Raw genomic sequence first — 26,672 nt, 5'->3', positions numbered from 1 at the left:
GAAAAACTCAAGCACTGATGCTCAGGAAAGCGGGATGTTGGGACAGGAGCTGCAGGTTCAGCTCCTGCCAGCGTGTGCCGCTGGAATCGATATAGGTGGTGCCAAAGAATGCGGGCGCATCTTCGGCCGGGGGCTGGGACGACACGAAAGCGTCGGTGCCCCGCAGGCCCGCGAGGCGGTCCACCAGCAGGGCGGCATTGACGTCGAGCGCGGCGTTGAATGCCAGCAGGCTGGACTCGGACAGCGCCTGGTCGGTGCGGGGCGCCGTGGCACCGAGCAAGCCGGCCAGGTCCACCACGCCCACCAGGCCGCCGCGCAGGTTGGCGACGCCCAGAAACCAGCTCTGGGTGTAGGGCACGGCCTGCACGGACACCCAGGAGAAGATCTCGCCGGACTGCGCGAGCGGCAGCAAATAAAAACTCCCGGCGGACTCTACAGCCAGCCAGGACGATACAGAGGTTCCTTCGACCCGCGCCGCCTGCAGGCGGCTGGCAAGTCGGGTCTGGAGCTCTCGCAGGGCTTCGCGGTTGGCCATGAGCGCGCCGCCGCGTTAGCTGAGAGCGTCGATTTTGGCCTGCAGCTCTGCGGGATCCACGGGCTTGGTGATGTAGCCGCGCGCGCCCTGGCGCATGCCCCAGACGCGGTCTGTTTCCTGGTTCTTGCTGGTGCACATGATGATCGGCACATCGGCATACAGCGGGTCACGCGTGATCGCACGGGTGAGCTGAAAACCGTTCTGGCCAGGCATGACCACGTCCATCAGAATCAGGTCGGGTTTTTCTTCTGCGAGACGGCGAAAAGCTTCGTCAGCATTTTCTGCGGTACGAACCTGCATGCCTTTTTTCTGCAGCAGGTCGGTCAAAAACATCAGCTCGGTCTTCGAATCGTCGACGACCAGTACTTTCTGGATGGGCATTACATCGCTCCTTGTTGGGCATTGCCAAATTGCTGCACAGCCTGCAGCAACTGGTCTTTGGTAAACGGTTTGGTGAGATATTCCTGGCAGCCGACCATGCGCCCGCGCGCCTTGTCGAACACACCGTCCTTCGAGGACAGCATGACTACCGGTGTATCTGCAAAACGGGCGTTGCGCTTGATGATGGCGCAGGTCTGGTACCCGTCGAGCTTGGGCATGAGAATGTCGCAAAAAATCAGCTGCGGCTGGTAATCGTTGACCTTCGCCAAAGCATCAAAGCCGTCGTCCGCCAACAAGACTTCGTGCCCCCCCTGCTTGAGAAAAATCTCGGCGCTTCGACGGATGGTGTTGCTGTCATCCACCACGAGCACTTTGAAAGATGCGCCTGTTGTAGTCAATTGTTACTGCTCCCGATGGAAAAATAAACAACGCTGTAGTCCATGATCTAGAGCGTCTCAAATCTGAACCATCTCGAAATCTTCCTTGCGTGCACCACACTCGGGACAGGTCCAGTTCATGGGGACCTGCTCCCAGGGAGTATTGGGGGAAATGCCGTGCTCAGGGGAACCCTCCGCCTCGTCATATATCCAGCCGCAAATCAAACACATCCAGGTTTTAGAGTCGGTCACAGCTTAAAGGGCCTTCACATAGAATGCAACGATTGTATCTAGTCATCTCAGCGGGTTGCGGCTTCTGTGCCACCCCTCTAGCAGGATCTGGTCCATGACCACCAAAGCATCCCAACCCTCCCCCGAAATCATAGATATCGAAGATGACGGTTCCGAAGACGCCAGCCCCGCCTGCATCCTGGTCTTCAACGCCAGCGACCCGAGCGGCGCGGGCGGCCTGACCGCCGACATCACCACCATCGCCTCGGTGGGCGGCCACCCCATTGCGGTGGTGTGCGGCGCCTACGCCAGGGACACCGCCCAGATCTTCGATCACTTCAGCTTCGAGGACGAGGCCGTGGCCGAACAGGCCCGCACCGTCCTGGAAGACATGCCGGTGCAGGCGATCAAGGTCGGCTTCGTGGGCAGTCCCGAGAACATCAGCGCCATCGCCGAGATCACCACCGACTACGACGAAGTCCCCGTGATCGCCTACATGCCCAACCTGTCCTGGTGGACGGATGAGCAGATCGACGAGTATCTGGATGCCTTCCGGGAATTGTTGTTACCGCAGACCTCGGTGTTGGTAGGAAACCACAGCACGCTGTGGCGCTGGCTGCTGCCGGACTGGGGCAGCGAGCGCAGCCCCACGGCGCGCGACATCGCCCGCGCGGCCTCCGAGATGGGCGTGCCCTACACCCTGGTCACCGGCATCCCCCTGCCCGAGCAGTTCGTCGAGAACGTGCTCGCCTCGCCCCAGGCCATCCTGGGCACCGGCAAGTTCGAGCTGTTCGACGCGACCTTCGCCGGCGCGGGCGATACGCTGTCGGCCGCGCTCACCGCGCTGGTCGGCGCCGGCAACGACCTGGGCGAGGCCACCAGCGAGGCGCTGAGCTACCTGGACCGCTGCCTGGATGCCGGCTTTCGCCCCGGCATGGGCCACATCGTGCCCGACCGCATGTTCTGGGCCCAGCCCGACGACGATGAAGACGATGCGGATGACGACACCCCGATCGACGAAACACAGGCCATCGAAGGCTTTGTGATGCCCCCCCATGACACCAAGCACTGACCTCAATATCCCCCTGTTCGAGCGCGCCAAGGCGCTCATCCCCGGCGGCGTGAACTCGCCCGTGCGGGCCTTCAAGGCCGTGGGCGGCACGCCCCGCTTCATCCAGCGCGCCCAGGGCGCGTACTTCTGGGACGCCAACGACCAGCGCTTCATCGACTACATCGGCTCCTGGGGCCCGATGATCCTGGGCCACGGCCACCCGGCCGTGCTCGACGCAGTGCAGAAGGCGGCGCTCGATGGCTTCAGCTTCGGCGCGCCCACCGAGCGCGAGGTCGAACTGGCCGAGGAGATCCTGGGCCTCGTGCCCTCCATGGAGATGATCCGCCTGGTGAGCTCGGGCACCGAGGCCGGCATGAGCGCCATCCGCCTGGCGCGCGGCGCCACGGGCCGCAGCAAGTTCATCAAGTTCGAAGGCTGCTACCACGGCCATGCCGACTCGCTGCTGGTCAAGGCCGGCTCGGGCCTGGCCACCTTCGGCAACGCCACCAGCGCCGGCGTGCCGCCCGAAGTGGTGCAGCACACCATCGTGCTCGAATACAACAACGTCGCCCAGCTCGAAGAAGCCTTTGCCCTGCACGGCAAGGAGCTGGCCTGCGTGATGATCGAGCCCATCGCGGGCAACATGAACCTGGTGCGCGCGAGCGTCCCGTTCATGAAGCGCTGCCGCGAACTGTGCACCGAGTACGGCGCGCTGCTGGTGCTCGACGAGGTGATGACCGGCTTTCGCGTGGCGCTGGGCAGCGCGCAGAGCGTGTACGCGAAGTCGATCCCCGGCTTCAAGCCCGACATCACGGTGCTGGGCAAGGTGATCGGCGGCGGCATGCCGCTGGCGGCCTTCGGCGGGCCGCGCGCCATCATGGAGCACCTGGCCCCGCTGGGTGCCGTGTACCAGGCGGGCACGCTGTCTGGCAACCCGGTGGCCACCGCCTGCGGGTTGGCCACGCTGCGCGAGATCAAGAAGCCTGGCTTCTTCGACGCGCTCTCGGCCCGCACCCGCTCGCTGGTCGATGGGCTGTCTGCCGCCGCCGCCGCAGAGGGCGTGCCCTTCAGCGCGGACTGCGAAGGCGGCATGTTCGGCTTCTTCCTGCTGCCCGAGTTGCCGCAGAACTACGCCCAGGTGCTCAAGACCGACAACGCGCGCTTCAACACGCTGTTCCACGGCCTGCTGGACCGCGGCGTCTACATCGCGCCAGCGCTGTACGAGGCAGGCTTCGTGAGCTCGGCCCACACGGCCGACGACATCGACGCCACCGTGTCCGCCGCGCGCGAAGTGCTCAAGACACTATAAAAATCATAGCTACCAGCGCTGATTCATAGCGCGGTAGCGGCATTTTTTTATCGAAATCCTGGCTGCAGGGCCGTCACAACAGCCCGCGCAACTCGCGCGCGGCGTCCTGCAGCAGCGGCAGCATGTCGCGCTGCAGGCTGCCCTCGTCCACCTGCTTGGGTGATGCCACCACGTTCAGCGCCGCCACCGTGCGGCCCTGCAGGTTGCGCAGCGGCACGGCCAGCGCGTGCACGCCCAGTTCATGCTCCTCCACCGCCAGGCAGCAGTCGTCCCGCCGCGCCCTGGCAATCACCTGCCGCAGCGGCCCGACCTGCGTGATGGTGTGCGGCGTAAGCCGCTGCGGCGTGTTGCCCTTGAGCCAGGCCGTCAGCTCCGCCGCAGGCAGCGCCGCCAGCAGCACCCGCCCGGTCGACGTGGGGTGCGCCGGCAGCCGCGCGCCCAGGTGCAGGCCGTAGGCGAGCACACGGGACGGCGCTCCGTACACACCGCTGCGCGCCACGATCACGACCTCGTTGCCGTCCAGCACCACCGCCGAAAACGACTGCTGCGTCTGCGCCGCCAGCCGGTTGAGCGTGGGCTGCAGCACGCGCGGCAGCCGGGCCGACGCGAGGTAGCTGCCCGAAAAGCGCAGCACCTTGGGCGCCAGCCAGAAGTAGCTGCCGTCCGTCTCCAGGTAGCCCAGGTGCGCCAGCGTCAGCAGGTGCCGGCGCGCCGCCGCGCGCGTAAGGCCCGTGCGCTGCGCCGCCAGCGTGGCGTTCAGCCGCTGGCGCTCGGTGTCGAAGCTCTCCAGCACCGCCATGCCCTTGGCCATGCCTTCGATGAAGTCCGCCTTGGCGATGGGGGACGCGGTCTGAACGGTGGTCATTGCGCGATGATCGCACAACACATCCACCCATCGCACGCAACCGCCTGCGCGCCCTGCCCGTTTGACGCAGATCAACCTACGCTTGGCAGCATCTTTTCCCCACGAGGTTGCCCCACCATGCGTACCCAGGTTGCCATCATCGGCGCAGGCCCCGCCGGCCTGCTGCTCGGCCAGTTGCTCTACACGTCCGGCATCGACGCCGTCATCATCGAACAGCGCAGCCCCGATTACGTGCTGGGCCGCATCCGCGCCGGCGTGCTGGAGCAGGTCAGCATGGACCTGCTGGACCAGGCCGGCGTCGGCGCCCGCGCCCATGCCGAAGGGCTGCCGCACGACGGCATCGAGCTGCTGTTCAAGGGAGCCCGCCACCGCATCGACCTGCACGCGCTGACCGGCGGCAGCCGGGTGACGGTGTACGGCCAGACCGAGGTGACCCGCGACCTGATGGACGCCCGCGCCGCCGAAGGCCTGACCACGGTATACGACGCCCAAAACGTGAGCGTGCACGACTTCGACGGCCAGCAGCCGCGCGTGACGTACGAGAAGGACGGCCAGACGCACGAGGTGCTGTGCGACTTCATCGCAGGCTGCGACGGCTACCACGGCGTGTGCCGCGCCAGCGTGCCCGAGGGCGCGCTGCGCACCTACGAGCGCGTCTACCCCTTCGGCTGGCTGGGCGTGCTGGCCGACGTGAAGCCCGTGTCGCACGAGCTGATCTACGCCAACACCGAGCGCGGCTTCGCGCTGTGCAGCATGCGCAGCAACACGCGCAGCCGCTACTACCTGCAGGTGCCATCGACCGACAAGGTGGAGCAGTGGAGCATCGAGCAGTTCTGGGCCGAACTGGGCCACCGCCTGGACCCCGAGGCGCGCGAGAACCTGGTCACCGGCCCGGCCCTGGAGATGAGCATCGCCCCGCTGCGCAGCTTCGTGGCCGAGCCCATGCGCTTTGGCCGCCTGTTCCTGGCGGGCGACGCCGCCCACATCGTGCCGCCCACCGGCGCGAAGGGCCTGAACCTGGCGGCGAGCGATGTGGGGTACCTGTGGAATGCGCTGTCGGACTATTACCGCGACCAATCCAGCGCGGGCATCGACACGTATTCGGACCGCTGCCTGCGCCGCGTCTGGCGCGCCGAGCGCTTCTCGTGGTGGTTCACCTCGCTGATGCACCGCTTTCCGGACACGGGCGAGTTCGGGCAGAAGATGCAGGAGGCGGAGCTGGACTACTTGGTCAACTCGCGTGCTGCGTCCACGTCGCTGGCGGAGAACTATGTGGGGTTGCCGCTGGATTTTGCGGTGGGGGCAATCCGCTGAGGCAGCCCCGCAGGACTGTCGGCCTGTGCGCGTGGGCGTATCAGGCGGCGACCATCGGCGGGAATGCTGCAAATAGGATAGCGCCTGACGCCTTATCGGCGGGCGCTAGAGGCCAAAATCTTCTCAGCTGGCCCTTGTTGCTGGCTCTCACCGATCGGCATCACTTCACGGTGTCGTCATCGGCCGGCGGCGGCTTCCCGCGGTGCGCAGCGGATTCGGCAGGCGGTGCCAGTTGCAGGATCCACGCAGCAAGCTCCAGGGCGGTAGCGTCCGTCACCCCCACCTGGCGGGGCATGACGACGCGGCCCCACTCGCCCACGCTTCCGTTGCGGATCTTGCCGGCCAGGTAGGCCTGCGCATCGGCGCGATCACGGTACCGCGTGGCAATGCTGGCGAAAGCAGGGCCTACGTAGGTGCGGTCCACCCCATGGCAGCGCATGCAGCTGCTGGCCGTCGAGGGGATTGAGGGCCGCACGGCAGCCGAGGAAGCAGAAGGCGCACCGGCAGATGCTGCAGCACTTTTCTCGGCCTTGGGACCGAGCCGGCCTGTGAGCATCATCCACGCCAGATTCGCCATGCCCAGCGCGATGGCAGCGGCCAGCAAGCCGATGGCCCACGCCACCCAGCGGGGGCGTGGGTTGTCCCGCTCGTCGTCGGAAGGTTGTGGGGCCATCGCGTTGGCTCAGCCCCGCCGTGCCAGGCACCGGCACTCCACCGCCCGGCACCGCACGGGCTTGTTCAACCGCAGCCGCATGCATCAATGGCGGAAGTGGCGCACGCCGCTGAACACCATCGCCACGCCGCGCTCATTGGCTGCGTCGATGACTTCGTTGTCGCGCATCGAGCCGCCGGGCTGGATGACGCAGGTGGCGCCTGCGTCCACCACCACATCCAGGCCGTCGCGGAAGGGGAAGAACGCGTCGCTCGCCACCACGGTGCCCTGCAGCGACAGGTTGGCGTGGCCGGCCTTGATGCTGGCGATGCGGGCGGAATCGAGGCGGCTCATCTGGCCGGCGCCCACGCCCATGGTCATGCCGCCCTTGCAGAAGACGATGGCGTTGCTCTTGACGTACTTGGCGACCTTCCAGGCGAACAGCAGGTCTTCCAGTTGCTCCAGCGTGGGCTGCTTCTGGGTGACCACCTTGAGGTCGATCAGCGACAGCTCGTGGTTGTCGGCGGTCTGCAGCAGCAGGCCCGAGCCGATGCGCTTGGCATCCATGGCGTTGCGGCCGCGCTGCCAGTCGGTCAGCGTGTCGGTCTTGGAGGCGTGCGGTGGCAGCGCGATCTTGAGCAGGCGGACGTTGGCCTTGGCCTTGAAGACTTCCAGCGCCTCGGCGGTGAAGTCGGGGGCCATCAGCACTTCGACGAACTGCTTGCTGATCTGCGCGGCAGCCGCGCCGTCGAGCGTGCGGTTCACGGCGATGATGCCGCCGAAGGCGCTGGTGGGATCGGTCTGGAAGGCCTTGCTGTAGGCATCCAGGGCATCCAGGCCCACGGCCACGCCGCAGGGGTTGGCGTGCTTGACGATGACGCAGGCAGGCGCCTCGAAGCTCTTGACGCATTCCCATGCCGCATCGGCGTCGGCGATGTTGTTGTACGACAGCTCCTTGCCTTGCACCTGCTCGGCCGTCACCAGCGAGCCGGGCGCGGGGTGCAGGTCGCGGTACAGCGCGGCCTGCTGGTGCGAGTTCTCGCCGTAGCGCAGGTCCTGCACCTTGGTGAAGATGCCGTTGCTCTGGCCGGCGAACTGGGCGCGCGTGGGCACGTAGGTCTCCGACAGCTTGTCTTCTTCGAACGTGACGGACGACAGGTAGTCGCTGATGGCGCCGTCGTACTGGGCGATGCGGTTGAACGCGGCCACCGACAGCGCAAAGCGCAGCTTGTGGGAGAGCTTGCCGCTTGCCTTCAGTTCGGCCAGCACAGCCTCGTACTGGTCGGCCGAGGTGATCACGCCCACGTCGTTCCAGTTCTTGGCGGCGCTGCGCACCATGGCGGGGCCGCCGATGTCGATGTTCTCGATGGCGTCGGCCAGCGTGCAGCCGGCCTTGGCCACGGTGGACTCGAACGGGTACAGGTTGACCACCAGCAGGTCGATGGTGTCGATGCCGTGCTCCTTCAAGGCCGCCATGTGCTCAGGCAGCTCGCGGCGGGCCAGCAGGCCGCCGTGCACCGTGGGGTGCAGCGTCTTCACGCGGCCGTCCAGCATCTCGGGGAAGCGGGTGACCTCGGCCACCTCGGTCACGGGCAGGCCGTTGTCGGCCAGCAGCTTGGCGGTGCCGCCGGTGGACAGCAGCTTGATGCCCAGCGCGTGCAGGGCCTGGGCAAATTCGACGATGCCGGTCTTGTCGGAGACGGAAAGAAGTGCGTTCATGGCAGTGGTGGTGGGGAGAGTTTGAATAAAAACAGGGCCTACCGCTTTATGGATAAGCGCTAGCAGCTATAAATTTAATAGCAATAGGTTGTGCGGGCCGTCACAGCAGCTTGTGCAGCGACAGCTTCTTGCGCAGGGTGTTGCGGTTCAGGCCCAGCCATTCGGCGGCGCGGGACTGGTTGTTGTCGGCCTGCTGCATCACCACTTCCAGCAGCGGTTTTTCGACCACGCGCACCAGCATGTCGTACATGCCGTCGGGCGTCTCTCCGCCCAGGTCGCGAAAGTAGCCTTGCAGGCTCTCGCGCACGCATTCCTCGATGTGTTTCTTGCTCATGCAGCCATTCCCTCTTGTTCTTCTGTGTCAGCGTCCACGCCGGTGGCGGCGGGCAGCCGGTCCATCTGCTGCCCCAGGGCCTCCAGGTGGTCGGCCACGGCCTGCCACTGCGTGGCGCTGTCTTCGATCGTATTGATGTGTTGCCTGAAGGCCTCGCCGCCGGGCAGCGCACGCAGGTACCAGGCAATGTGCTTGCGCGCACTGCGCACCCCGGTCAGCTCGCCGTACAGGCTGTAGTGGTCGTGCAGGTGCTCCAGCAGCAGGCGCCGCACCTCGGCCACCAGGGGCGGCGCCAGGTGTTCGCCCGTGGCCAGGAAGTGGCCGACCTCGCGGAAGATCCACGGCCGGCCCTGGGCGGCGCGGCCGATCATGATCGCGTCGGCCCCGGTGGCGGCCAGCACGTCGCGCGCCTTTTCGGGCGATGTGATGTCGCCGTTGGCCACCACGGGCACTTTCACGGCGGCCTTGACCGCAGCGATGGTGTCGTACTCCGCATGGCCCTTGTATCCCTGCTCGCGCGTGCGGCCGTGCACGGTCAGCATCTGGATGCCCACGCCTTCGAACGCGCGGGCCAGGGCCACGGCGTTCTTGTGCTCCTGGCACCAGCCGGTGCGCATCTTCAGCGTGACGGGCACGTTGAAGGGCGCGCAGGCCTCAACCACCGCTTCGGCGATCTCCACCGCCAGGGCCTCGTTCTGCATCAGGGCGGAGCCCGCCCATTTGTTGCAGACCTTTTTCGCGGGGCAGCCCATGTTGATGTCGATGATCTGCGCGCCACGCTCCACGTTGTAGACCGCGGCCTCGGCCATCATCTGCGCCTCGGTGCCGGCGATCTGCACGGCAATCGGCCCGGGCTCCCCCTCATGGTTGGCCCGGCGCGAGGTCTTGAGGCTGTTCCACAGGTCCTTGCGCGAGGTCACCATCTCGCTCACCGCGTAGCCCGCGCCCAGCGCCTTGCACAACTGGCGGAACGGCCGGTCCGTGACGCCCGCCATCGGGGCGACGAACAACCGGTTCGCCAAAGGAATGTGGCCGATGTGCATGGGTAGGGTGCGGGAGGGGGCAGCAGCGAATGCTGAAAAAGGAGGCGGGATTGTACCTGCTCAAAATTTCAGCAAATGAAATGTTCCGTCCCGTGAAAACCAGGGGCTGCCGGTGCGGCCGGACATGCCCCTCGCGCCCAGCCCAGCAGAGGCCGCCGCTTGCGCACACGATGGCACGGCCCGATTCACCCTCGCACGCCGGTGGCCGTGGCGGCCAGCCTCCGATCAACGCGCTGCCAGATCGGTCTCGGACGATGGGGCGGGCACCGCGCCGCGCTGCGCGAAGAGCCACCAGGCGGTGGGCAGGTTGTCGAACTGATGGCGGGCCATCAGGCCGCGCAGCCATTCGCGGTTGTGCTGCACGTCGGGCGAAAAGCCCTGTGCGCCGGGTTGCGCACCCGCCAGCTCCACACCGGCCGGGGTGCCCATGTCGACATCGTGGCCATCGGCCAGCGGGCCGCGCACCACCTTGCTGGCCTTGGCGCCATCCACCACCTTCACCTGCACCACCCAACCGCTGCGGCTTTGCGCCACCTGGCACGACGCACGGAAGGCCAGGCCCTGGGCCTTGAGCTCCTGCGCAATGCCCTGCAGCGCGTTGCGTGAGGCCGCAGTCTCGGCACAACCTTGCGCCGCCCCGCGACCAGGCCCGGTCACGCCCACCAGCGGCTCTGGCGATGTCGATACCGCCGCCTGGGGGCTGTGCACGCACGCCGCCAGCAGCAGCGCCATGGCCACCGACGACCAGCGCGTGCCCGCAGGCACCTTGGCGCTGGCGCGCCCTGCACGGTCTGCATGCTGTGCCAGTGGGGACAGGGAGTTTTTCTGCATGGGGGCCTCCTGTGCGGCGCCTGGAAGGAAGAACAGATTTCAGCGGCACCGTGTTGCTTCACGATACAAATCGGGCCCTGGCAGGCCCATGCGCAGATGCCGCGGGCCGGCGTAGGACAGCGCCCCCATGCGCGGACCACCCTGTTTTGCCGCCCTACACTTCGCCGCTATGGAAATCTGGATGCAAAACTGGATGCAGCAGCTGCTGGAATGGCTGGCTTTGCCGCAATTCGGCCTGAGCACGGTCTTCATCGTCTCGTTCATCTCGGCCACCTTGCTGCCGCTGGGCTCGGAGCCCGCCGTGTTCGGCCTCATCAAGATCAACCCCGCAATGTTCTGGCCGGCGATCCTGGTGGCCACGGCAGGCAACACGCTGGGCGGTGGCGTGAGCTGGTGGATGGGTGTGGGCGCGCACAAGGCGGTGGACAAGGCACGGGGCGGCCACACGGACGTGCGTGCCCTGGCCTGGCTGCAGCGCTTCGGCGCCCGCGCCTGCCTGCTGAGCTGGCTGCCGGTGGTGGGCGACCCGCTGTGCGCGGTGGCCGGCTGGCTCAAGCTGCCGTTCTGGCCCTGCCTGGCCTACATGGCCATCGGCAAGTTCATGCGCTACCTGGTCATGACCAGCGTGCTGCTGCACTTCATGCCCGGCAAGCTGGGCGGCTGACCGCCTGCGCCCTGAGCGCAGGCCTACAGAAAAGCGTGGGCGCTCGACTCCGACAGTACCGAGTCGCCCTTGGCCACGGGCTCCTCGACCACCACCTGGTTGCGACCACCCTCCTTGGCCATGTACATCGCCGTGTCGGCGCGCGAGAAAAACTCCAGCACCGACTCGCCCAGCACATACTGGGTGACGCCGATGGACACCGTCACCCGGCCCTTGAGCAGGCCGCTCCAGGCGTGCGACTCGACCTGCGCTCGGATGCGCTCGCAGGTATTGAGTGCTGGCAGCAGCGAGGTGGCGGGGAAGATCAGCAGGAACTCCTCACCGCCGTAGCGCCCGAACACATCGCCGCCGCGCACGCCCTGCTGCGCGATGCGCGCGAACGTGCGCAGCACCTCGTCGCCGCCCAGGTGGCCGAGTTCATCGTTGATGCGCTTGAAGCGGTCGATGTCCAGCACGGCCAGGCACAGCGGGATGCCGCTTTCGTCGGCCAGCTGCTTTTGCTCTTCGAGCGCGGCCAGCACGTAGCGCCGGTTGAAGCAGCCCACCAGGGTGTCCCGCTGCGCGTCTTCCTGGATGTTCTTGATCTTGCGGCTGGCATGGTAGAGGCTGCGGTACAGGCGCTGCACCCGGCCCATCAGCAAGATGAACGCCGGCAGCGCCATCAGCAAGGCCAGCCCGTGCAGCACCTCCAGGCGCAGCAGCGCGGCATTGCGCTGGTCCAGGTAATGCAGCCCCACCACCCCCGCGTACAGCACCATGAGGCAGGCCGACAAGCCCAGCAGCGTTCGGCGCGGCACGGTGAACGTGCCATAGGCCACCGCCACGAACGCGAAGGGCGCCAGCAAGATCTGCGTGACGGGCTCCAGGTAGAACAGCACCAGCATGCACGCCAGCGCGGCGGCCACGATGGCCAGCTTGAGGTGCCGGTGCCGCAGCTTCTGGTGCAGCCTGGTGGCAAACACCGCCCAGAAGACCAGGCAGCACAGCACCGCCAAGCCCGCCAGCACCAGCAGCACCTGCGCGGAGACCACGTCCAGCGCGTAAAAACCCACCAACGCCACCGCGTACAGCCCGATCAGCCCCGTCGCCTGCAGCCATTGCTGCGCCACGCTCATGCCGCGCGCGCCCTGCGCGCCCAGTCCGTCCATGGCGCGCCGGGCCGGACGCACCGCCGCGGCCGACGAGGAGTCATCGAACTCCATGACTGCGTCGGACAAGGGAAAGGCATCCGTGGCAGAAAACGGATTCTTGCGTCCAAAAAACATGTGGGAGGGCAGGCGGAGCCTGGGTTCGTTCGGGTGGCAACATCTTGCCGGGGTGCGCGGGCCCTTGGCAAGCTGCCTGGGGCAGGCCCCGCGCATCTTACGCAGAACTGACATCACACCACACGGTGTTTTCCAGTAGCGGGCAGCGCCACACGCCCAGTTTTGAGAAAGATCAACCGACGGGGGGTATGGACCGCCGTGCGCAGCGGCCGCCGCGCACTTCAGTGCGGCGCATCATAGGCGCGCGGGCTCCGTCCTGCGCACCGACCACCAGCCTTCAGCAGAATAGACGCAAAGAGCCGCCCAGATCAGCACAAAACCCACCAATCGCGCGGGCTCGAAGGCCTCATGAAACACCCATACGCCCAGCGCGAACTGCAGGCTGGGCGAGATGTACTGCAGGATGCCCAGCGTGGACATGGGAATGAGCCGCGCGCCCGCCGCAAACAGCAGCAGCGGCACGGCGGTGAGCGGCCCGGCCACCAGCAGCCAGCCCAGGGTGGCTGCGTTGTCGCCCTGCACCACCGCCCCCTGCCCCTGCCAGGCCCACCAGCCGAGCACGACGGCGGCCACCGGGGCCAGCAGCATCGTCTCGAGCGCCAGGCCCTCCAGGGCCCCCAGGGTGGCCACCTTGCGCAGCAGCCCGTAGACCCCGAAGCTCGAGGCCAGCACCAGCGCGATCCAGGGCAGCCGGCCCGCCTGCACCGTGAGCCACAGCACCCCCGCGGCCGCCACGGCCACCGCCACCCACTGCCCGGGGCGCGGACGCTCGTGCAAAAACACATAGCCCAGCGCGACGTTCACCAGCGGCAGGATGAAGTAGCCCAGGCTCGCATCCACCACGTGCTGGTTCTGCACCGCCCACACATAGGTCAGCCAGTTGCCCGACAGCAGCAGCGCCGACAGCGCAAACGCCCCCAGCACCCGGGGCTGGCGCACGACAGCCCCCATCCACGCCCATTGCCGGCGCACCAGCAGCACCGCCAGCACGAACACCAGCGACCACAGCGTGCGGTGCATCACCACCTCCACCGACGGCACATCGGCCACCTGCTTGAAGTACAGCGGGAACAGGCCCCAGGCGACATAGGCCAGCGCGGCGTAGAGGATTCCGGTGTTCATGGCAGCAAACCCGGTTGCGCTATTGAAAGCATAGCTGTTACCGCTTTATCTGCCTGCGCTAGCGGCATTTTTCTTGAAATCAGTGAGCCACGGAGCTGCGCACAAAACTGGCGCGCCCCCAGATCAGCGGACGCCGTGGAACGGGCTCCGCCAGGCCACCGGCGTCGTCCCGCTGCCCGCATTGCGCGGCAATGCGAGAGCGGGGGCTGAGGGCCGCGGCTCCAAGCCTGCCTGCGCAGGGTTGGACGGCCTGAAGAGCTGCAGCCGCTGGCGGCCGGCACCGAGCCGCACAGCGGCTCAGGGGGCGTCACACATTGAACAGGAAGTTGAGCACGTCGCCGTCCTTGACGATGTACTCCTTGCCTTCGGCGCGCATCTTGCCCGCGTCCTTGGCGCCCTGCTCGCCCTTGTAGTGGATGTAGTCGTCGAACGCGATGGTCTGCGCACGGATGAAGCCACGCTCGAAGTCGCCGTGGATCACGCCGGCAGCCTGCGGCGCGGTCGCGCCCACGGGCACCGTCCAGGCGCGCACTTCCTTCACACCGGCCGTGAAATAGGTCTGCAGCCCCAACAGGCTGAAGCCCGCGCGGATCAGGCGGTTCAGGCCGGGCTCTTCCAGGCCCATCTCCTGCAGGAACATGTCGCGGTCCTCGTCGCCCATCTCGGCCATCTCGGCCTCGATCTTGGCGCAGATGGCCACCACCGGGGCGCCCTGGGCGGCGGCGTATTCCTTCAGGCGGTCGAGCAGCGGGTTGTTCTCGAAACCGTCTTCGCTCACGTTGCCGACGAACATCGCAGGCTTGGCCGTGATCAGGCAGAACTGCTTGAGCAGCGGCGCGTCTTCCTTGCTGACGGGCACGCTGCGGGCGGGCTTGCCCTGGTCCAGGGCCGCCTGGATGGGCGTGAGCAGCGCGACGATCTTGGCGGCTTCCTTGTCGTTGCCCGACCGGGCGGCCTTGCTGTAGCGGTTCAGTGCCTTCTCGACCGTCGTCATGTCTGCCAGGCACAGCTCGGTCTGGATGACCTCGATGTCGGCGATCGGGTCCACGCGGCCGGCCACGTGGATCACATTCGGGTCTTCGAAGCAGCGCACCACGTTCACGATGGCGTCGGTTTCGCGGATGTGGGCCAGGAACTGGTTGCCCAGGCCTTCGCCCTTGGAGGCACCGGCCACCAGGCCGGCGATGTCCACGAACTCGACGATGGCGGGGACCACGCGCTCGGGCGAGACCACCTCAGCGAGCTTTTGCAGGCGCGGGTCGGGCACTTCCACGACGCCCGTGTTGGGCTCGATCGTGCAGAAGGGATAGTTCTCGGCGGCGATGCCAGCCTTGGTCAGCGCGTTGAAGAGAGTGGACTTGCCCACATTGGGCAGGCCCACGATGCCGCATTGGAGGCTCATGGCAGGGCTTTCTGGAATTCGGAGACAAACCGCCGATTTTACGGCGCGCCAGCCATGGCCCTCCGCGAGGGTCTGTTCAGGCCTCAGTCAAACCGCAGATCGGCCGCCACCCGCTGCCCCACGCGCAGCACATGGCCGGCGCCCTGGCGCACGATGGCGTTCATGCCGAAGGTGATGGCACCGTTCAGGCGCCGGTCCGCGCGGTAGGTCCGCAGCGTTGCCCCGACCTCGGGGCTGCTTTCGGCGGTGGCCGGGTCGATGTCCGGAATGGGGCAGCGTGCGCAGGGCTTGACGCCCTGCAGATGGATCTCGCCCTCGGCCCCGCCGTCCACCCGCACCATGTCCACCCGGTCTTCGTCGTGGGCATCCACGCCGCCCAGCACCACGTTGGGCCGAAAGCGCTCGATGCCGACGGCGCCGTGGCCGGCGGCCGTGAGGCGGTCGTTCAGCTCCTGCATGGATGCCTCGCTCGCCACCAGCACCGGGAATCCGTCCGAGAACTGGTTGGGCGCCTCGACGCCCCCCGTCCAGTCCATGCTGGACAGGCGCCGGTGCTCGGGATCGAAGCGCACCAGGCGGCAGGGCTGGCCCAGGAAGTCGGTGAACCACTGGGCCGCCACCGCGCCCATGTCCCAGGCGGGCACGGTGTCGCGCCAGACGGTCACCGTGGCGGGCGCCTCCACCGCGTCGATGGCCACGTGCAGCGCCAGCATGCCGGGCGCGCGCAGCACCATCTCTTCGGTCTTGAGCTGCGGGCGGATCAAGGCCATGCGCGGCAGCGCACGCTGGGTCAGGAACATGCCATCGGCATCGACCACCATCCAGGCGCGGTCCAGGTCCAGGCCCGTCTCGGTGAGCAGCGCCTCCCGCACCTCGATGCCCGCGCACGACTTGACGGGGTAGACAAACAGGCGCGCGATGGTGCCGGACAGATCGGAATCGGGGTTGAAACTCACGCCAGCACGCTCCTGAAAAACGGACCCTTGGACACGGGGAAGATGCCCCTTCCCCGCAATTTTGCACTGCGCACGGCGGCCCGGCACGGCTCCTACAATGCCCCTCATGGCCCAAACCTTTGATATTTGCATTCGCGGCACCGGCGTGGTGGGCACCACCCTGGCATTGCTGCTGGCACGGGACCGGCTGAAAGTGGCGCTGCTGCCCGCCCCCGGCCCCAAGAATCCTGCCGCAACCGACGTACGGGCCTATGCACTCAACCTGGCGTCCCGGCAGTTGCTGGAATCCCTGCGCAGCTGGCCCGACGAAGAACACGCCACCGCCGTGCGCCAGATGCAGGTGCAGGGCGACCAGGGCGGCGCCGTGCGGTTCGACGCGGCGGCCCAGGGCGTGCAGGCCCTCGCCTGGATCGTGGACGTGCCCGCCCTGGAATCACGCCTGGCCGAGGCGGTGCGCTACCAGCCCCATGTCGAGGTGGTGAACGCCCCCGTCCCCGCCGCGCTCACCGTGGTGTGCGAGGGCCGGGCCAGCAGCACGCGGGACGAATTTGGCGTGAACTTCGACGTCACGCCCTACGCCCAGCACGCGATCGCCACCCGGCTGCGGTGCGAGCGCCCCCACGGGCAGGTGGCCCGGCAGTGGTTTCTGCCCGACGGCATCCTGGCTTTTTTGCCTTTGGGCGGGCGGGAGGGGAACTCCGTCGCGGTTGTGTGGTCCGTCCTGCAGGAGCAGGTGGCGCCGTTGCTGGCGCTGTCACCGCAGGAATTCGCCCAGCGGCTGCAGACTGCGAGCCAGGAGGCCCTGGGCGCACTGGAATTGACGGCCGAGCGCGCTGCCTGGCCCTTGCAGCTGGCCCGGGCCGACCGCTGGTGCGGGCCCGTGCCCGGCACCGCTGCCGGCCGCCCGGCCCGCAGCTGGGCGCTGGCCGGCGACGCCGCCCACAACGTGCACCCGCTGGCGGGCCAGGGGCTGAACCTGGGGCTTGCGGATGCGCAGGCGCTGGCGGCCGTGCTGCATGGGCGTGACTATTGGCGCAGCGTAGCCGACCTGCGGCTGCTGCGGCGCTACGAGCGCGAACGCAAGGCGGCGCTGGTGCCGATGGGCCTGGCCACCGACGGGCTGCAGCAGCTGTTTGCACGGCAGGAAGGTCCGATACAGGCGCTGCGCAACTGGGGCATGAAGGGCTTCGAGAGAAGCGGCCCGCTGAAGGACTTTGTGGCCCGGCAGGCCATGGGAATTTGATTGACGACGACCACAGCGGACGCCTTGGCGGCCGCCGACCATTGAACCCGAGAACACCATGAAATTGATTCCCATCCTGATCACGGCCATCGGCCTTTTCGCCAGCGCGGCGGCATCCGCCCAGGAGGCCGACATCCGCAAGGCGCTGGCCGAGCGCATCCCGCAGATGGACAAGATCGACGAGGTGCGCCCCACGCCCATGAAGGGGCTGTACGAGGTGCGCATCGGCACCGACCTCTTCTACACCGACGCCAAGGGCAACTACGTGATCCAGGGCGAGCTGATCGACGCCAAGGCGCGCCGCAACCTCACCGAAGACCGCATCGCCAAGCTGACCGCGGTGGACTTCTCGGCGCTGCCGCTCAAGGACGCCTTCACCATCGTGCGCGGCGACGGCAAGCGCAAGGTGGCGGTGTTCGAGGACCCCAACTGCGGCTACTGCAAGCGCTTCGAGCGCGACCTGCAGAACGTGGACAACGTGACGGTGTACCTGTTCCTGTACCCCATCCTGAGCCCCGACTCGGCAGAGAAGTCGCGCAACATCTGGTGCGCCAAGGACAAGGTCACGGCCTGGCAGGACCACATGGTGCGCGACAAGCCCGCACCCGCCGCCAGCTGCGACACCAGCGCCCTGCAACGCAACCTGGCCTTCGGCCGCAAGCACAAGATCACCGGCACCCCCACCCTGATCTTCGCCAACGGCACGCGCGTGCCGGGCGCCATCGGCGCGCAGGAAGTGGAAAAACGCCTGGCCGAAGCCGGCAGCGAAGCCACCGGCGGCAACTGAACCCCACCGCACCCGCGGGAACGCGATGGCGTTCCCGAGCCTGCCAGCAGGGCCCGGCGCTGCTGGCCACCACGCCAGAACACAGCACACGCCCATGCCCTCCACCCGCCACCACGAGCCCGCAGCCATCCACTACCGCGTGGAGCCTGCGGACCTGCATGCCCATCTCTTCAGCGTCACCCTGACCATCGCCCACCCCCAGGCGCTGCAGGAAGTGTCCCTGCCGGTATGGATTCCGGGGAGCTACCTGGTGCGCGAGTTCTCCAAGAACCTGCAGGAGCTCACGGCACACCAGGGCAAACACGCCGTGCCGCTCACGCAGCTGGACAAGCACCGCTGGCGCGCGGACTGCAGCGCGGACAAGCCCCTGGTGCTGACGTATGCCGTCTGCGCCTACGACACCTCGGTGCGCACGGCCTGGCTGGATGCATCGCGCGGTTTCTTCAACGGCACCAGCCTGTGCCTGCAGGTGCGCGGCCAGGAAAAGCAGGCCCACACGCTGGAGATGGCCAGCACCCCGGCGACGGCCGACTGGTCGGTGGCCACCGGGCTCACGGCGCTCAAGGTCGATAAAAAAGGTTTTGGCCTGTACCAGGCCGAGGACTACGACGAACTGGTGGACAGCCCGGTCGAGCTGGGCAGCTTCTGGGTGGGCCGCTTCACTGCGGCGGGCATCCCCCACCGCTTCGTCGTGGCCGGCGCCGCGCCATCGTTCGACGACAAGCGCCTGCTGGCGGATACGCAGAAGATCTGCGAGACCGCGATCCGTTTCTGGCACGGCGACGGCGCCGCCCCGTTCAAGAGCTACGTGTTCATGCTCAATGCCGTGGGCGACGGCTACGGGGGCCTCGAGCACCGCAACTCCACGGCGCTCATCTGCGGGCGCAGGGACCTTCCCCGCGTGGGCGACAGCCGCGCGAGCGACGGCTACACCACGCTGCTGGGCCTGATCAGCCACGAGTACTTCCACACCTGGAACGTCAAGCGCCTGCGCCCCGCCGAATTCGCACAGCACGACTACGCAAGGGAGAACTACACCGACCTGCTGTGGTTCTTCGAAGGCTTCACCAGCTACTACGACGACCTGCTGCTGCGCCGGGCGGGATTGATCGACGACGCAACCTACCTGAAGCTCATCACCAAGACCATCAACCAGGTGCACCAGACCCCGGGGCGCATGGTGCAGACCGTGGCCCAGGCGAGCTTCGATGCCTGGGTCAAGTACTACCGCCAGGACGAGAACACCCCCAACGCCACGGTGAGCTACTACACCAAGGGGTCGCTGGTCGCGCTGTGCCTGGACCTGGCGCTGCGCCGCGACGGCAAGAGCACGCTGGACGACGTGATGCGCGCGCTGTGGAAACGCTGCCAGGGCGGCCCCATGACGGAGGACGACCTGCGTACCGTGCTGCGGGAACTGGGCGGGCGGTCTTTCGACGCGGACATCGCGCAGTGGGTGCACAGCACGGCAGAACTCCCCCTGGCCGAACTGCTGGCGGCGCACGGCGTGCACCTGCAGGCAGAGGCACCGCAATGGGCCCAGCGCCTGGGGCTGCGCGTGGCCGAAAACCACAGCGTGCAGATCAAGACCGTGCTGCGCGCGGGCCTGGCCGAACAGGCCGGCATCGCACCCGGGGACGAATGGCTGGGCGTGGAGGTGCAGGGGCAAGGCTGGCGCATCAGCAAGCTCGACGACGTGGCGTTCTATGCAGGCGCCGAAACCTCGGTGACTGCCCTGGTGGCGCGCGACGGCCGGCTGCTGCGCCTGGCGCTGGAGCTGCCCCCCCGCGGCCAGAGCGCGGCGCCTCGCAAACCCGCCCGGCACGCTCCGGCCCCCGATACCGTCAGCCTCTCGGCCGCCGACGCGACCGCACTGGGGCGCTGGCTGGCGTGATCGCCGCCGGATGCGCGGCCGCGGTACGGCCTTTTACCTACCGCGCCACGCGCCGGGCCGCAATGCGGACCTGCTTGGGTATATTGCCGACAGCCCTTCACAAGAAACCATAAACCAGGAGATACCATGGCCTACGAAACCATCGAAGTCCGCGTCGAAGCGGACAAGGTCGGCGTGATCACGCTCAACCGCCCCAAGCAGCTCAACGCCCTGAACGACCAGCTCATGAACGAGCTGGGCGCGGCCCTGAAGGATTTCGACGCCAACGAGGCGATCGGCGCCATCATCGTCACGGGCAGTGAAAAGGCATTTGCAGCGGGCGCCGACATCGGCGCGATGGCCAAGTACAGCTTTGCCGACACCTACAAGGGCGACTACATCACCCGCAACTGGGAAGCCATCCGCTCCATCCGCAAGCCCGTGATCGCTGCCGTGAGCGGCTTTGCGCTGGGCGGCGGGTGCGAGCTGGCGATGATGTGCGACTTCATCATCGCGGCCGACAACGCGCGGTTCGGCCAGCCCGAGATCAAGCTCGGCGTGATCCCCGGGGCCGGCGGCACGCAGCGCCTGCCGCGTGCGGTGGGCAAGTCCAAGGCGATGGACATGGCCCTCACCGGCCGCATGATGGATGCCACCGAAGCCGAGCGCGCCGGCCTCGTCAGCCGCGTGGTGCCCTACGACAAGCTCATTGACGAGGCCCTGGGCGCGGCCATCCTCATTGCCGGCTTCTCGCAGATCGCGGTGATGGCCGCCAAGGAATCGGTGAACCGGGCGTTCGAAGGCAGCCTGTCCGACGGCGTGATGTTCGAGCGCCGCCTGTTCCACGCCCTGTTCTCCACCCAGGACCAGAAGGAAGGCATGGACGCGTTCATGAACAAACGCACGGCCAACTTCACACACCAATAATTTTTGTTCTATAATCTTGGTCTTACGGTCGTATAGCTCAGTTGGTTAGAGCGCAGCATTCATAATGCTGATGTCGGTGGTTCAAGTCCACCTACGACCACCACATTCGAGTGACCGCCAAAAGCCCGCAACGCGCCAGTGATTGCGGGCTTTTTTGTGGCCGCGGCGTCCTTGCCGTAGCGGTAAGTCCTTGTACGAAAACGGTTTTCTGGGCCCCCTGGCCCGTAAAATCGGCCTCCCCCACCTTGTTACCAGCCTCTGGATACACACCATGAACCGCTGCACCCCTGCCCCTCACTCCCCTCCGGCCAGCACCGGCCGGCGCCTGCATGCTGCGCGTGCGCTGGCTGCGGCCAGCCTGTCGGCCCTCGCCTGCCTGGCAATGCCCGCCCATGCACAGGTCCAGCCCGGCCTGGGGGTGGCGCGCAACTTTCCGGACGCATCGCTGCGGGGCAGCCTGACCGTCCAGGGTGGCTCCGATGCCGTGCTCAACGGGCGCAACATCCGCATGGCGCCCGGCATGCGCCTGTTCAGCCCCCAGAACTCGCTGGTCATGCTGCACACGGTGCAGGGCCAGACCTTCAAGGTCAACTACCTGATCGAGAACAGCACGGGCATGCTGCTGTCCGCCTGGATCCTGACCGAAGGCGAAGCGGCCCAGCCGCGCAATGGCTCGGACACGATCCAGTTCAATTTCCGCACCGACTCGGATCCGGTGAAGAAGTAACCCGGCGCCCGCAGCCCCTGCCGGGTTGCCCAACGCCCCAGCGGCCGCCCGACGCGCGCCGCCGCATCCCCATTCGGACACGAGATTGATTGCCATGGCCTCCAAAAAAGTCTTCATCAAAACCTTCGGCTGCCAGATGAACGAGTACGACTCGGACAAGATGGCCGACGTGCTCAATGCAGCCCAGGGCTATGAGCCCACGCAGAACGTGGACGAAGCCGACCTGATCCTGTTCAACACCTGCTCGGTGCGCGAGAAGGCGCAGGAGAAGGTCTTCAGCGACCTGGGCCGCATCAAGCACCTCAAGGCCCGCGGCGTGAAGATCGGCGTGGGCGGCTGCGTGGCCAGCCAGGAAGGCGCCGAGATCATCAAGCGCGCGCCCTATGTCGATGTGGTGTTCGGCCCCCAGACCCTGCACCGCCTGCCCGAGCTGCTGAACCAGCGCGAACGGCTGGACCGTCCGCAGGTGGACATCAGCTTCCCGGAGATCGAGAAATTCGACCACCTGCCGCCGGCACGTGTCGAAGGCGCCAGCGCGTTTGTCTCCATCATGGAAGGCTGCAGCAAGTACTGCAGCTACTGCGTCGTGCCTTACACACGCGGCGAAGAGGTCAGCCGCCCCTTCGATGACGTGCTGGTGGAAGTCGCCGGCCTGGCCGACCAGGGCGTCAAAGAGATCACGCTGCTGGGCCAGAACGTGAACGCCTACCTGGGCAAGATGGGCGACACCAGCGAGATCGCCGACTTCGCGCTGCTGCTGGAGTACGTGGCCGACATCCCGGGCATCGAGCGCATCCGCTACACGACGAGCCATCCCAACGAGTTCACGCCCCGCCTGATCGACGCCTATGCCCGCATTCCCAAGCTGGCCAGCCACCTGCACCTGCCGGTACAGCACGGCAGCGACCGCATCCTGATGGCGATGAAGCGCGGCTACACCGCCATGGAATACAAGAGCACGGTGCGCAAGCTGCGCGCCATCCGCCCCGACCTGGCCATGAGCAGCGACTTCATCGTGGGCTTCCCCGGCGAGACGGAGGACGACTTCAACAAGATGATGAAGCTGATCGACGATATCCACTTCGACAACAGCTTCAGCTTCATCTTCAGCCCCCGCCCCGGCACGCCCGCGGCCGGCCTGCACGACGACACACCGCACGACGTGAAGCTGCGCCGCCTGCAACACCTGCAGGGCGTGATCAACGCCAACATCAAGTCCATCAGCGAAAGCCGCGTGGGCACGGTGCAGCGCATCCTGGTGGAAGGCGCCTCCAAGCGCGACACCACCGAACTGATGGGCCGCACCGAGTGCAACCGCGTCGTCAACTTCGTGGGCCAGCCCCGCCTTGTCGGCCAGATGGTGGACGTGACCATCACCGAAGCCAAGGCCTACACGCTGCGCGGCGAAGTCCTCACCCACGAGGCCGCGCTGGCCTGAAACCGCAGGAACAGCCCCTCCCATGTCCGCACCCAGCAGTCCACCCAGCGCTGGCACGCCCAGGGCGGGCGGTCCGCTCAACGGGTTTTCCTTTCAGCAGCTGCTGCTGCTGGCCTTCCTGCTGATTGCGGGACTGCTCGGCGTGAGCTCGCTGCGGGCGCTGCACACGCTGGAGCAGCTCATGGTGCAAAGCCGGCACGGATCCACCCATGCCACCGCCATGGGCACGGCCGCGCAGGCACTGAACCAGCGCAGCCAGGCCCTGGAGCGGGCGGCCCGGCAGTCGCTGGTGCTGCGCGATGCGCCCCTGCGCCGCAGCTTCGATGAGATGTCGATCGAGGCCTCGGCCATCCTGGACCAATTGCAAAAGGACGGGCTCCCCGAGGAGCAGGCCATCGAATGGCGCCGGCACCTCGATACCGTGAAGGAATTGCTCAACGCCCCGCCCGAGCGCGCGCTGGACAACGAGCGGCTCGTGGCCGACGAGTTCGTGGCCATCGAGACGCTGAACCTGAACATCGCGCAGTCGATCCAGGACATCAATGCCCAGCGCAACCGCGAGCTGCAGGACCGCGTGGAAGCCAGCCGCCGCAATGTGACGCACCAGGTGGTGGGCGTGATCGTGCTGGCGCTGGTGCTGGCCCTGGCACTGGGCATCTGGCTGGCCCGTCCCTTCAAGCGCCTGGAGGGCGCCATCCGCCAGCTGGGCGAGAACCAGCTGGACGAACCGGTGGTGATCTCCGGCCCGGACGACGTGCGCCGCGTCGGCCAGCAGCTCGAATGGCTGCGCCTGCGGCTCCTGGAACTGGACGCCGACAAGGCGCGTTTCTTGCGCCACGTATCGCACGAACTCAAGACCCCGCTGGCTGCACTGCGCGAAGGCGTGGCACTGCTGCAGGACGGTGTGACCGGCGAGCTCAATGGCGGACAGCGCGAAGTGGCGCAGATCCTGCACCACAACACGCTGGTGCTCCAAAGCGAGATCGAGGCCCTGCTGCGCTTCAATGCCGCAGCCTTCGAGGCCCGCCAGCTGAAGCGGCGCGATACCGACCTGCTGGCGCTCCTGGAAGCGCAGGTGGAAAGCCAGCGGCTGCAGTGGCAGTCACGGGGCCTCAAGGTGCTGGTGGAAGGCTCGCCAGTCTCGCTGCCGATCGATGCCGACAAGATCGCCTCGGCGGTGAGCAACCTGCTGTCCAACGCGATCCGCTTTTCGCCCAAGGGCGGAACCTTGCGCATCGTGCTGTCGCGCGCTGCGGGCACTGTCCGGGTGGATGTCATCGACCAGGGCCCCGGCGTGGCACCGGCGGACCGTGACCACGTCTTCGAGCCCTTCTACCGCGGCGTGCGCCAGCCGGACGACGCCGTGCGCGGCACCGGCATCGGCCTGTCCATCGTCCAGGAGTACATCGCAGCCCATGGGGGCACGGTGCGCCTGGTGGACGAAGGCGCCACATCATTCTTTCGCATAGAACTACCGCATGCAGCCTAGCGACCTTCATCTTTTCGCGGCCACGGAGCGCACCCGCGCACTGACGAGCCCCGCGGCAGCACTTCTTCCGCTGGCGGCGGCGTGGCTGCTGGTCGGCTGCGGTGCGACGGCCCCGCAGGCCGCGACCCCGCCACCGCCCCCCGTGGCCGCCGTGGCGCCGGCTCCGGTCGAGGTCAAAACGCAGGACCACACCCCGCGCGCGGAGCCCCCGCCGCTGCCCGCTCCCATCCCGGTGCTGCAGGTCCTGGCCCAGACCGACCTGACCCTGCGCATGGGGCCGGCAGAGCTGGCAAGGGAAATCTCGCGCCTGAGCGATGCCGAAGAGGCCTCTGCCGAAACCCCGTTGCTGCTGGCGACCGCCCTGGCGCAAACCCGCCAGGCCGTGGACACGGCGCGCGCGCTGGGCCTGGTGCAGCGCGTGCTCGCCAACCAGAGCGCGGCGTCGCAGGCACTGCACCCGCTGGCACGCCTGATGGAGGCCCGCCTGCTGAACCTGCGCCGGCTGGAAGACCAGCTGGACCGGCAGACGCAGCAACTGCGCGACGCGCAGCGGCGCAACGACCAGCTCAACGAGCGGCTGGAAGCCGTGCGCGCCATCGAGCGCAGCCTGACCACCCGCCCCCCGGTGCCAGCGGCCCCTGCGTCATCGCCCGGCAACGGCCCGCAACGTTCTGCCCCCTGACCTGCCCCATCACCATGCCCAACCACTCCACCCCTGCATCCCGCGCTGGCGCATCGGCCCGCATCCTTGTGGTGGACGACGATGCCGACATGCTGCGGCTGCTGTCGCTGCGCCTGAATGCCGCAGGGTACGAGGTGATTGCGGTGGGCTCTGCCGAAGCCGCGCTCGCGCAGCTCGACATGGCGCGGCCGCAGCTGGTGCTCAGCGATGTCCGCTTACCGGGGCGCGACGGGCTCGCGCTGTTCGACGAAGTGCGCGCGCGGCACCCTTCGCTGCCGGTCATCCTGCTGACGGCGCACGGCACCATCCCGGATGCGGTGGAAGCGACTTCGCGCGGTGTGTTCACCTACCTCACCAAACCCTACGACGGCAAGGACCTGCTCGAGAAGATCGGCCAGGCCCTGGCGCTGAGCGCGCCGGCCGTGACCCACGCCCACGCCAACGACGCCTGGCGCGCCGAGATCGTGAGCCGCTCCAACCGCATGACCGACCTGCTCGCCGAGGCCTACATGGTGGCCCAGTCGGATGCGAGCGTGCTGCTGCTGGGCGACAGCGGCGCGGGCAAGGAACTGCTGGCCCAGGCCATCCACCGGGCGAGCCCGCGCGCCGCCAAGCCCTTTGTGGCGGTGAACTGCGGGGCCATCCCCGAGGCACTGCTCGAATCCGAGCTGTTCGGCCACGTGAAGGGGGCCTTCACCGACGCCACCAGCAACCACAAGGGCCTGTTCCAGGCGGCCGATGGCGGCACGCTGCTGCTGGACGAGATCGGAGACATGCCGCCGGCCCTGCAGGTCAAGCTGCTGCGCGTGCTGCAGGAGCGCGCCGTGCGGCCCGTGGGCTCGAGCCAGTCCACGCCCATCGATGTGCGCATCATCTCTGCCACGCACCGCGACCTGGAAGCAGCCATGGCCACGGCCCAGTTCCGCGAGGACCTGTACTACCGCCTGAACGTGGTGACGCTGATGCTGCCCACGCTGGCCGACCGGCGCGAGGACATCGCGCTGCTGGCGAACCACTTTCTGGACCGCCTCGCACGCAAGTACGACAAGCGCCTGTCGGGCTTTGCGCCCGAGGCCCTGAAGGCACTGACCATGGCCGCGTGGCCCGGCAACGTGCGCCAGCTGTTCAACGTGGTGGAGCAGGTGTGCGCCCTGTCCACCACGCCGCTCGTGCCGCTGACCCTGGTGCAGCGTGCGCTGCGCATCCCGTCGGCCCAGGTGCTCAGCTTTACCGAAGCGCGGCAGCGGTTCGAGCGCGAATACCTGGTGGGCCTGCTCAAGATGACCGACGGCAATGTCGCAGACGCCTCGCGCCTGGCCCAGCGCAACCGCACGGAGTTCTACCGCCTGCTGCAAAAGCACGCCCTCACCCCCGGCAACTTCAAGAGCGACACGGCGGGCGGCGATGATGTCGCCGAAGAGCGACACGACTAAGTCTTTGATTTTCAAAGCATTT

27 protein-coding genes and 1 tRNA gene are annotated in these 26,672 nt (G+C 67.3%); 14 read left to right on the top strand and 14 right to left on the bottom strand.

Features of this window, described 5'->3' with window-relative positions; all coding sequences use genetic code 11:
* Window positions 1-7 precede the first annotated feature (7 nt).
* The 4 genes from ASG27_RS13020 to ASG27_RS25990 are packed head-to-tail and all read right to left on the bottom strand — an operon-like array spanning window position 8 to window position 1,545.
* Complete coding sequence (locus tag ASG27_RS13020) at window positions 8-535, bottom strand: chemotaxis protein CheW (RefSeq protein WP_056417718.1); 528 nt, start codon at window positions 533-535, stop codon at window positions 8-10.
* A 15-nt stretch (window positions 536-550) separates the two neighbouring features.
* Entirely contained in the window at window positions 551-916 is a 366-nt protein-coding gene (locus tag ASG27_RS13015; protein WP_056417714.1) for a response regulator, read from the bottom strand.
* The gene (locus ASG27_RS13010; protein WP_034692846.1) at window positions 916-1,314 is read right to left on the bottom strand and encodes a response regulator; all 399 of its coding nucleotides are present in this window, start codon (window positions 1,312-1,314) and stop codon (window positions 916-918) included. Before ASG27_RS13010 ends, ASG27_RS13015 begins: the two co-directional genes overlap by 1 nt.
* 57 nt (window positions 1,315-1,371) lie before the next feature.
* Window positions 1,372-1,545, bottom strand: a complete 174-nt coding sequence (locus ASG27_RS25990; protein ID WP_082485978.1) for a rubredoxin — start codon at window positions 1,543-1,545, stop codon at window positions 1,372-1,374.
* Between the two features lie 94 nt (window positions 1,546-1,639).
* On the opposite strand from ASG27_RS25990, the gene thiD reads away from it, so the two are divergent.
* Together thiD and hemL are read left to right on the top strand one after the other, a co-directional pair.
* Window positions 1,640-2,596 (top strand): bifunctional hydroxymethylpyrimidine kinase/phosphomethylpyrimidine kinase, encoded by a 957-nt coding sequence (gene thiD, locus ASG27_RS13005; protein ID WP_056417711.1) that lies wholly within the window; start codon window positions 1,640-1,642, stop codon window positions 2,594-2,596.
* Window positions 2,580-3,884, top strand: a complete 1,305-nt coding sequence (gene hemL / locus ASG27_RS13000) for a glutamate-1-semialdehyde 2,1-aminomutase (protein ID WP_056417708.1) — start codon at window positions 2,580-2,582, stop codon at window positions 3,882-3,884. Before thiD ends, hemL begins: the two co-directional genes overlap by 17 nt.
* Window positions 3,885-3,957: 73 nt before the next feature.
* Here the strand turns inward: hemL and ASG27_RS12995 are convergent, their stop codons facing one another.
* Window positions 3,958-4,749, bottom strand: coding sequence for an IclR family transcriptional regulator domain-containing protein (locus ASG27_RS12995; RefSeq protein ID WP_056417705.1), 792 nt, complete (start codon window positions 4,747-4,749; stop codon window positions 3,958-3,960).
* Between the two features lie 117 nt (window positions 4,750-4,866).
* On the opposite strand from ASG27_RS12995, the gene pobA reads away from it, so the two are divergent.
* Window positions 4,867-6,063, top strand: a complete 1,197-nt coding sequence (gene pobA, locus ASG27_RS12990; protein ID WP_056417702.1) for a 4-hydroxybenzoate 3-monooxygenase — start codon at window positions 4,867-4,869, stop codon at window positions 6,061-6,063.
* A gap of 160 nt (window positions 6,064-6,223) precedes the next feature.
* On the opposite strand, the gene ASG27_RS12985 is transcribed toward pobA, so the two are convergent.
* The 5 genes from ASG27_RS12985 to ASG27_RS12965 form a co-directional block, all read right to left on the bottom strand.
* Window positions 6,224-6,736, bottom strand: a complete 513-nt coding sequence (locus tag ASG27_RS12985) for a c-type cytochrome (protein ID WP_082485977.1) — start codon at window positions 6,734-6,736, stop codon at window positions 6,224-6,226.
* An 84-nt stretch (window positions 6,737-6,820) separates the two neighbouring features.
* On the bottom strand, window positions 6,821-8,434 hold the full coding sequence (purH, locus tag ASG27_RS12980) for a bifunctional phosphoribosylaminoimidazolecarboxamide formyltransferase/IMP cyclohydrolase (RefSeq protein ID WP_056417696.1): 1,614 nt from the start codon (window positions 8,432-8,434) through the stop codon (window positions 6,821-6,823).
* A gap of 100 nt (window positions 8,435-8,534) precedes the next feature.
* On the bottom strand, window positions 8,535-8,768 hold the full coding sequence (locus ASG27_RS12975) for a Fis family transcriptional regulator (protein ID WP_056167477.1): 234 nt from the start codon (window positions 8,766-8,768) through the stop codon (window positions 8,535-8,537).
* On the bottom strand, window positions 8,765-9,811 hold the full coding sequence (gene dusB / locus ASG27_RS12970) for a tRNA dihydrouridine synthase DusB (RefSeq protein ID WP_056417693.1): 1,047 nt from the start codon (window positions 9,809-9,811) through the stop codon (window positions 8,765-8,767). The genes ASG27_RS12975 and dusB overlap by 4 nt, the downstream gene beginning before the upstream one ends.
* Before the next feature lie 225 nt (window positions 9,812-10,036).
* Complete coding sequence (locus tag ASG27_RS12965) at window positions 10,037-10,642, bottom strand: D-Ala-D-Ala dipeptidase (RefSeq protein WP_056417691.1); 606 nt, start codon at window positions 10,640-10,642, stop codon at window positions 10,037-10,039.
* Between the two features lie 181 nt (window positions 10,643-10,823).
* On the opposite strand from ASG27_RS12965, the gene ASG27_RS12960 reads away from it, so the two are divergent.
* On the top strand, window positions 10,824-11,306 hold the full coding sequence (locus ASG27_RS12960; protein ID WP_056418339.1) for a YqaA family protein: 483 nt from the start codon (window positions 10,824-10,826) through the stop codon (window positions 11,304-11,306).
* Window positions 11,307-11,329: 23 nt separating this feature from the next.
* Here the strand turns inward: ASG27_RS12960 and ASG27_RS12955 are convergent, their stop codons facing one another.
* The 4 genes from ASG27_RS12955 to ASG27_RS12940 form a co-directional block, all read right to left on the bottom strand.
* Window positions 11,330-12,523 (bottom strand): GGDEF domain-containing protein, encoded by a 1,194-nt coding sequence (locus tag ASG27_RS12955; protein WP_235504039.1) that lies wholly within the window; start codon window positions 12,521-12,523, stop codon window positions 11,330-11,332.
* A 282-nt stretch (window positions 12,524-12,805) separates the two neighbouring features.
* Entirely contained in the window at window positions 12,806-13,693 is an 888-nt protein-coding gene (gene rarD, locus ASG27_RS12950) for an EamA family transporter RarD (protein ID WP_056417684.1), read from the bottom strand.
* Between the two features lie 307 nt (window positions 13,694-14,000).
* Window positions 14,001-15,095 carry a redox-regulated ATPase YchF gene (gene ychF, locus ASG27_RS12945; protein ID WP_056417681.1) on the bottom strand — a complete coding sequence of 365 codons (1,095 nt, stop codon included), beginning with the start codon at window positions 15,093-15,095 and terminating at the stop codon, window positions 14,001-14,003.
* Window positions 15,096-15,178: 83 nt separating this feature from the next.
* Window positions 15,179-16,051, bottom strand: a complete 873-nt coding sequence (locus tag ASG27_RS12940; protein ID WP_056417676.1) for an MOSC domain-containing protein — start codon at window positions 16,049-16,051, stop codon at window positions 15,179-15,181.
* Between the two features lie 106 nt (window positions 16,052-16,157).
* On the opposite strand from ASG27_RS12940, the gene ASG27_RS12935 reads away from it, so the two are divergent.
* The 10 genes from ASG27_RS12935 to ASG27_RS12890 all read left to right on the top strand — a co-directional run bounded on the left by ASG27_RS12935 (window position 16,158) and on the right by ASG27_RS12890 (window position 26,650).
* Window positions 16,158-17,294, top strand: a complete 1,137-nt coding sequence (locus ASG27_RS12935) for an FAD-dependent monooxygenase (RefSeq protein ID WP_056418336.1) — start codon at window positions 16,158-16,160, stop codon at window positions 17,292-17,294.
* 58 nt (window positions 17,295-17,352) lie between these two features.
* Window positions 17,353-18,081 (top strand): DsbC family protein, encoded by a 729-nt coding sequence (locus tag ASG27_RS12930; protein ID WP_056417673.1) that lies wholly within the window; start codon window positions 17,353-17,355, stop codon window positions 18,079-18,081.
* 94 nt (window positions 18,082-18,175) lie between these two features.
* The gene (locus tag ASG27_RS12925) at window positions 18,176-19,975 is read left to right on the top strand and encodes a M61 family metallopeptidase (protein ID WP_056417669.1); all 1,800 of its coding nucleotides are present in this window, start codon (window positions 18,176-18,178) and stop codon (window positions 19,973-19,975) included.
* A 126-nt stretch (window positions 19,976-20,101) separates the two neighbouring features.
* Window positions 20,102-20,881: an enoyl-CoA hydratase gene (locus ASG27_RS12920; protein WP_056417666.1), complete on the top strand. Its 780-nt coding sequence runs from the start codon at window positions 20,102-20,104 to the stop codon at window positions 20,879-20,881.
* Between the two features lie 26 nt (window positions 20,882-20,907).
* Window positions 20,908-20,984 (top strand) — tRNA-Met (locus tag ASG27_RS12915).
* A 168-nt stretch (window positions 20,985-21,152) separates the two neighbouring features.
* Complete coding sequence (locus ASG27_RS12910) at window positions 21,153-21,608, top strand: hypothetical protein (protein ID WP_056417663.1); 456 nt, start codon at window positions 21,153-21,155, stop codon at window positions 21,606-21,608.
* Between the two features lie 94 nt (window positions 21,609-21,702).
* Window positions 21,703-23,046, top strand: coding sequence for a tRNA (N6-isopentenyl adenosine(37)-C2)-methylthiotransferase MiaB (gene miaB, locus ASG27_RS12905; protein WP_056418332.1), 1,344 nt, complete (start codon window positions 21,703-21,705; stop codon window positions 23,044-23,046).
* 22 nt (window positions 23,047-23,068) lie between these two features.
* Window positions 23,069-24,535, top strand: coding sequence for a sensor histidine kinase (locus ASG27_RS12900; protein ID WP_056417658.1), 1,467 nt, complete (start codon window positions 23,069-23,071; stop codon window positions 24,533-24,535).
* Entirely contained in the window at window positions 24,525-25,217 is a 693-nt protein-coding gene (locus ASG27_RS12895) for a hypothetical protein (protein WP_235504038.1), read from the top strand. Before ASG27_RS12900 ends, ASG27_RS12895 begins: the two co-directional genes overlap by 11 nt.
* A 14-nt stretch (window positions 25,218-25,231) precedes the next feature.
* Window positions 25,232-26,650 (top strand): sigma 54-interacting transcriptional regulator, encoded by a 1,419-nt coding sequence (locus ASG27_RS12890; RefSeq protein WP_056417655.1) that lies wholly within the window; start codon window positions 25,232-25,234, stop codon window positions 26,648-26,650.
* The last annotated feature ends 22 nt before the right edge of the window (window positions 26,651-26,672 follow it).

It is taken from the genome of Acidovorax sp. Leaf191 (genome assembly GCF_001424425.1).
GTDB lineage: Bacteria > Pseudomonadota > Gammaproteobacteria > Burkholderiales > Burkholderiaceae_C > Acidovorax.
This window is presented reverse-complemented; position numbering and strand designations above follow the sequence as displayed.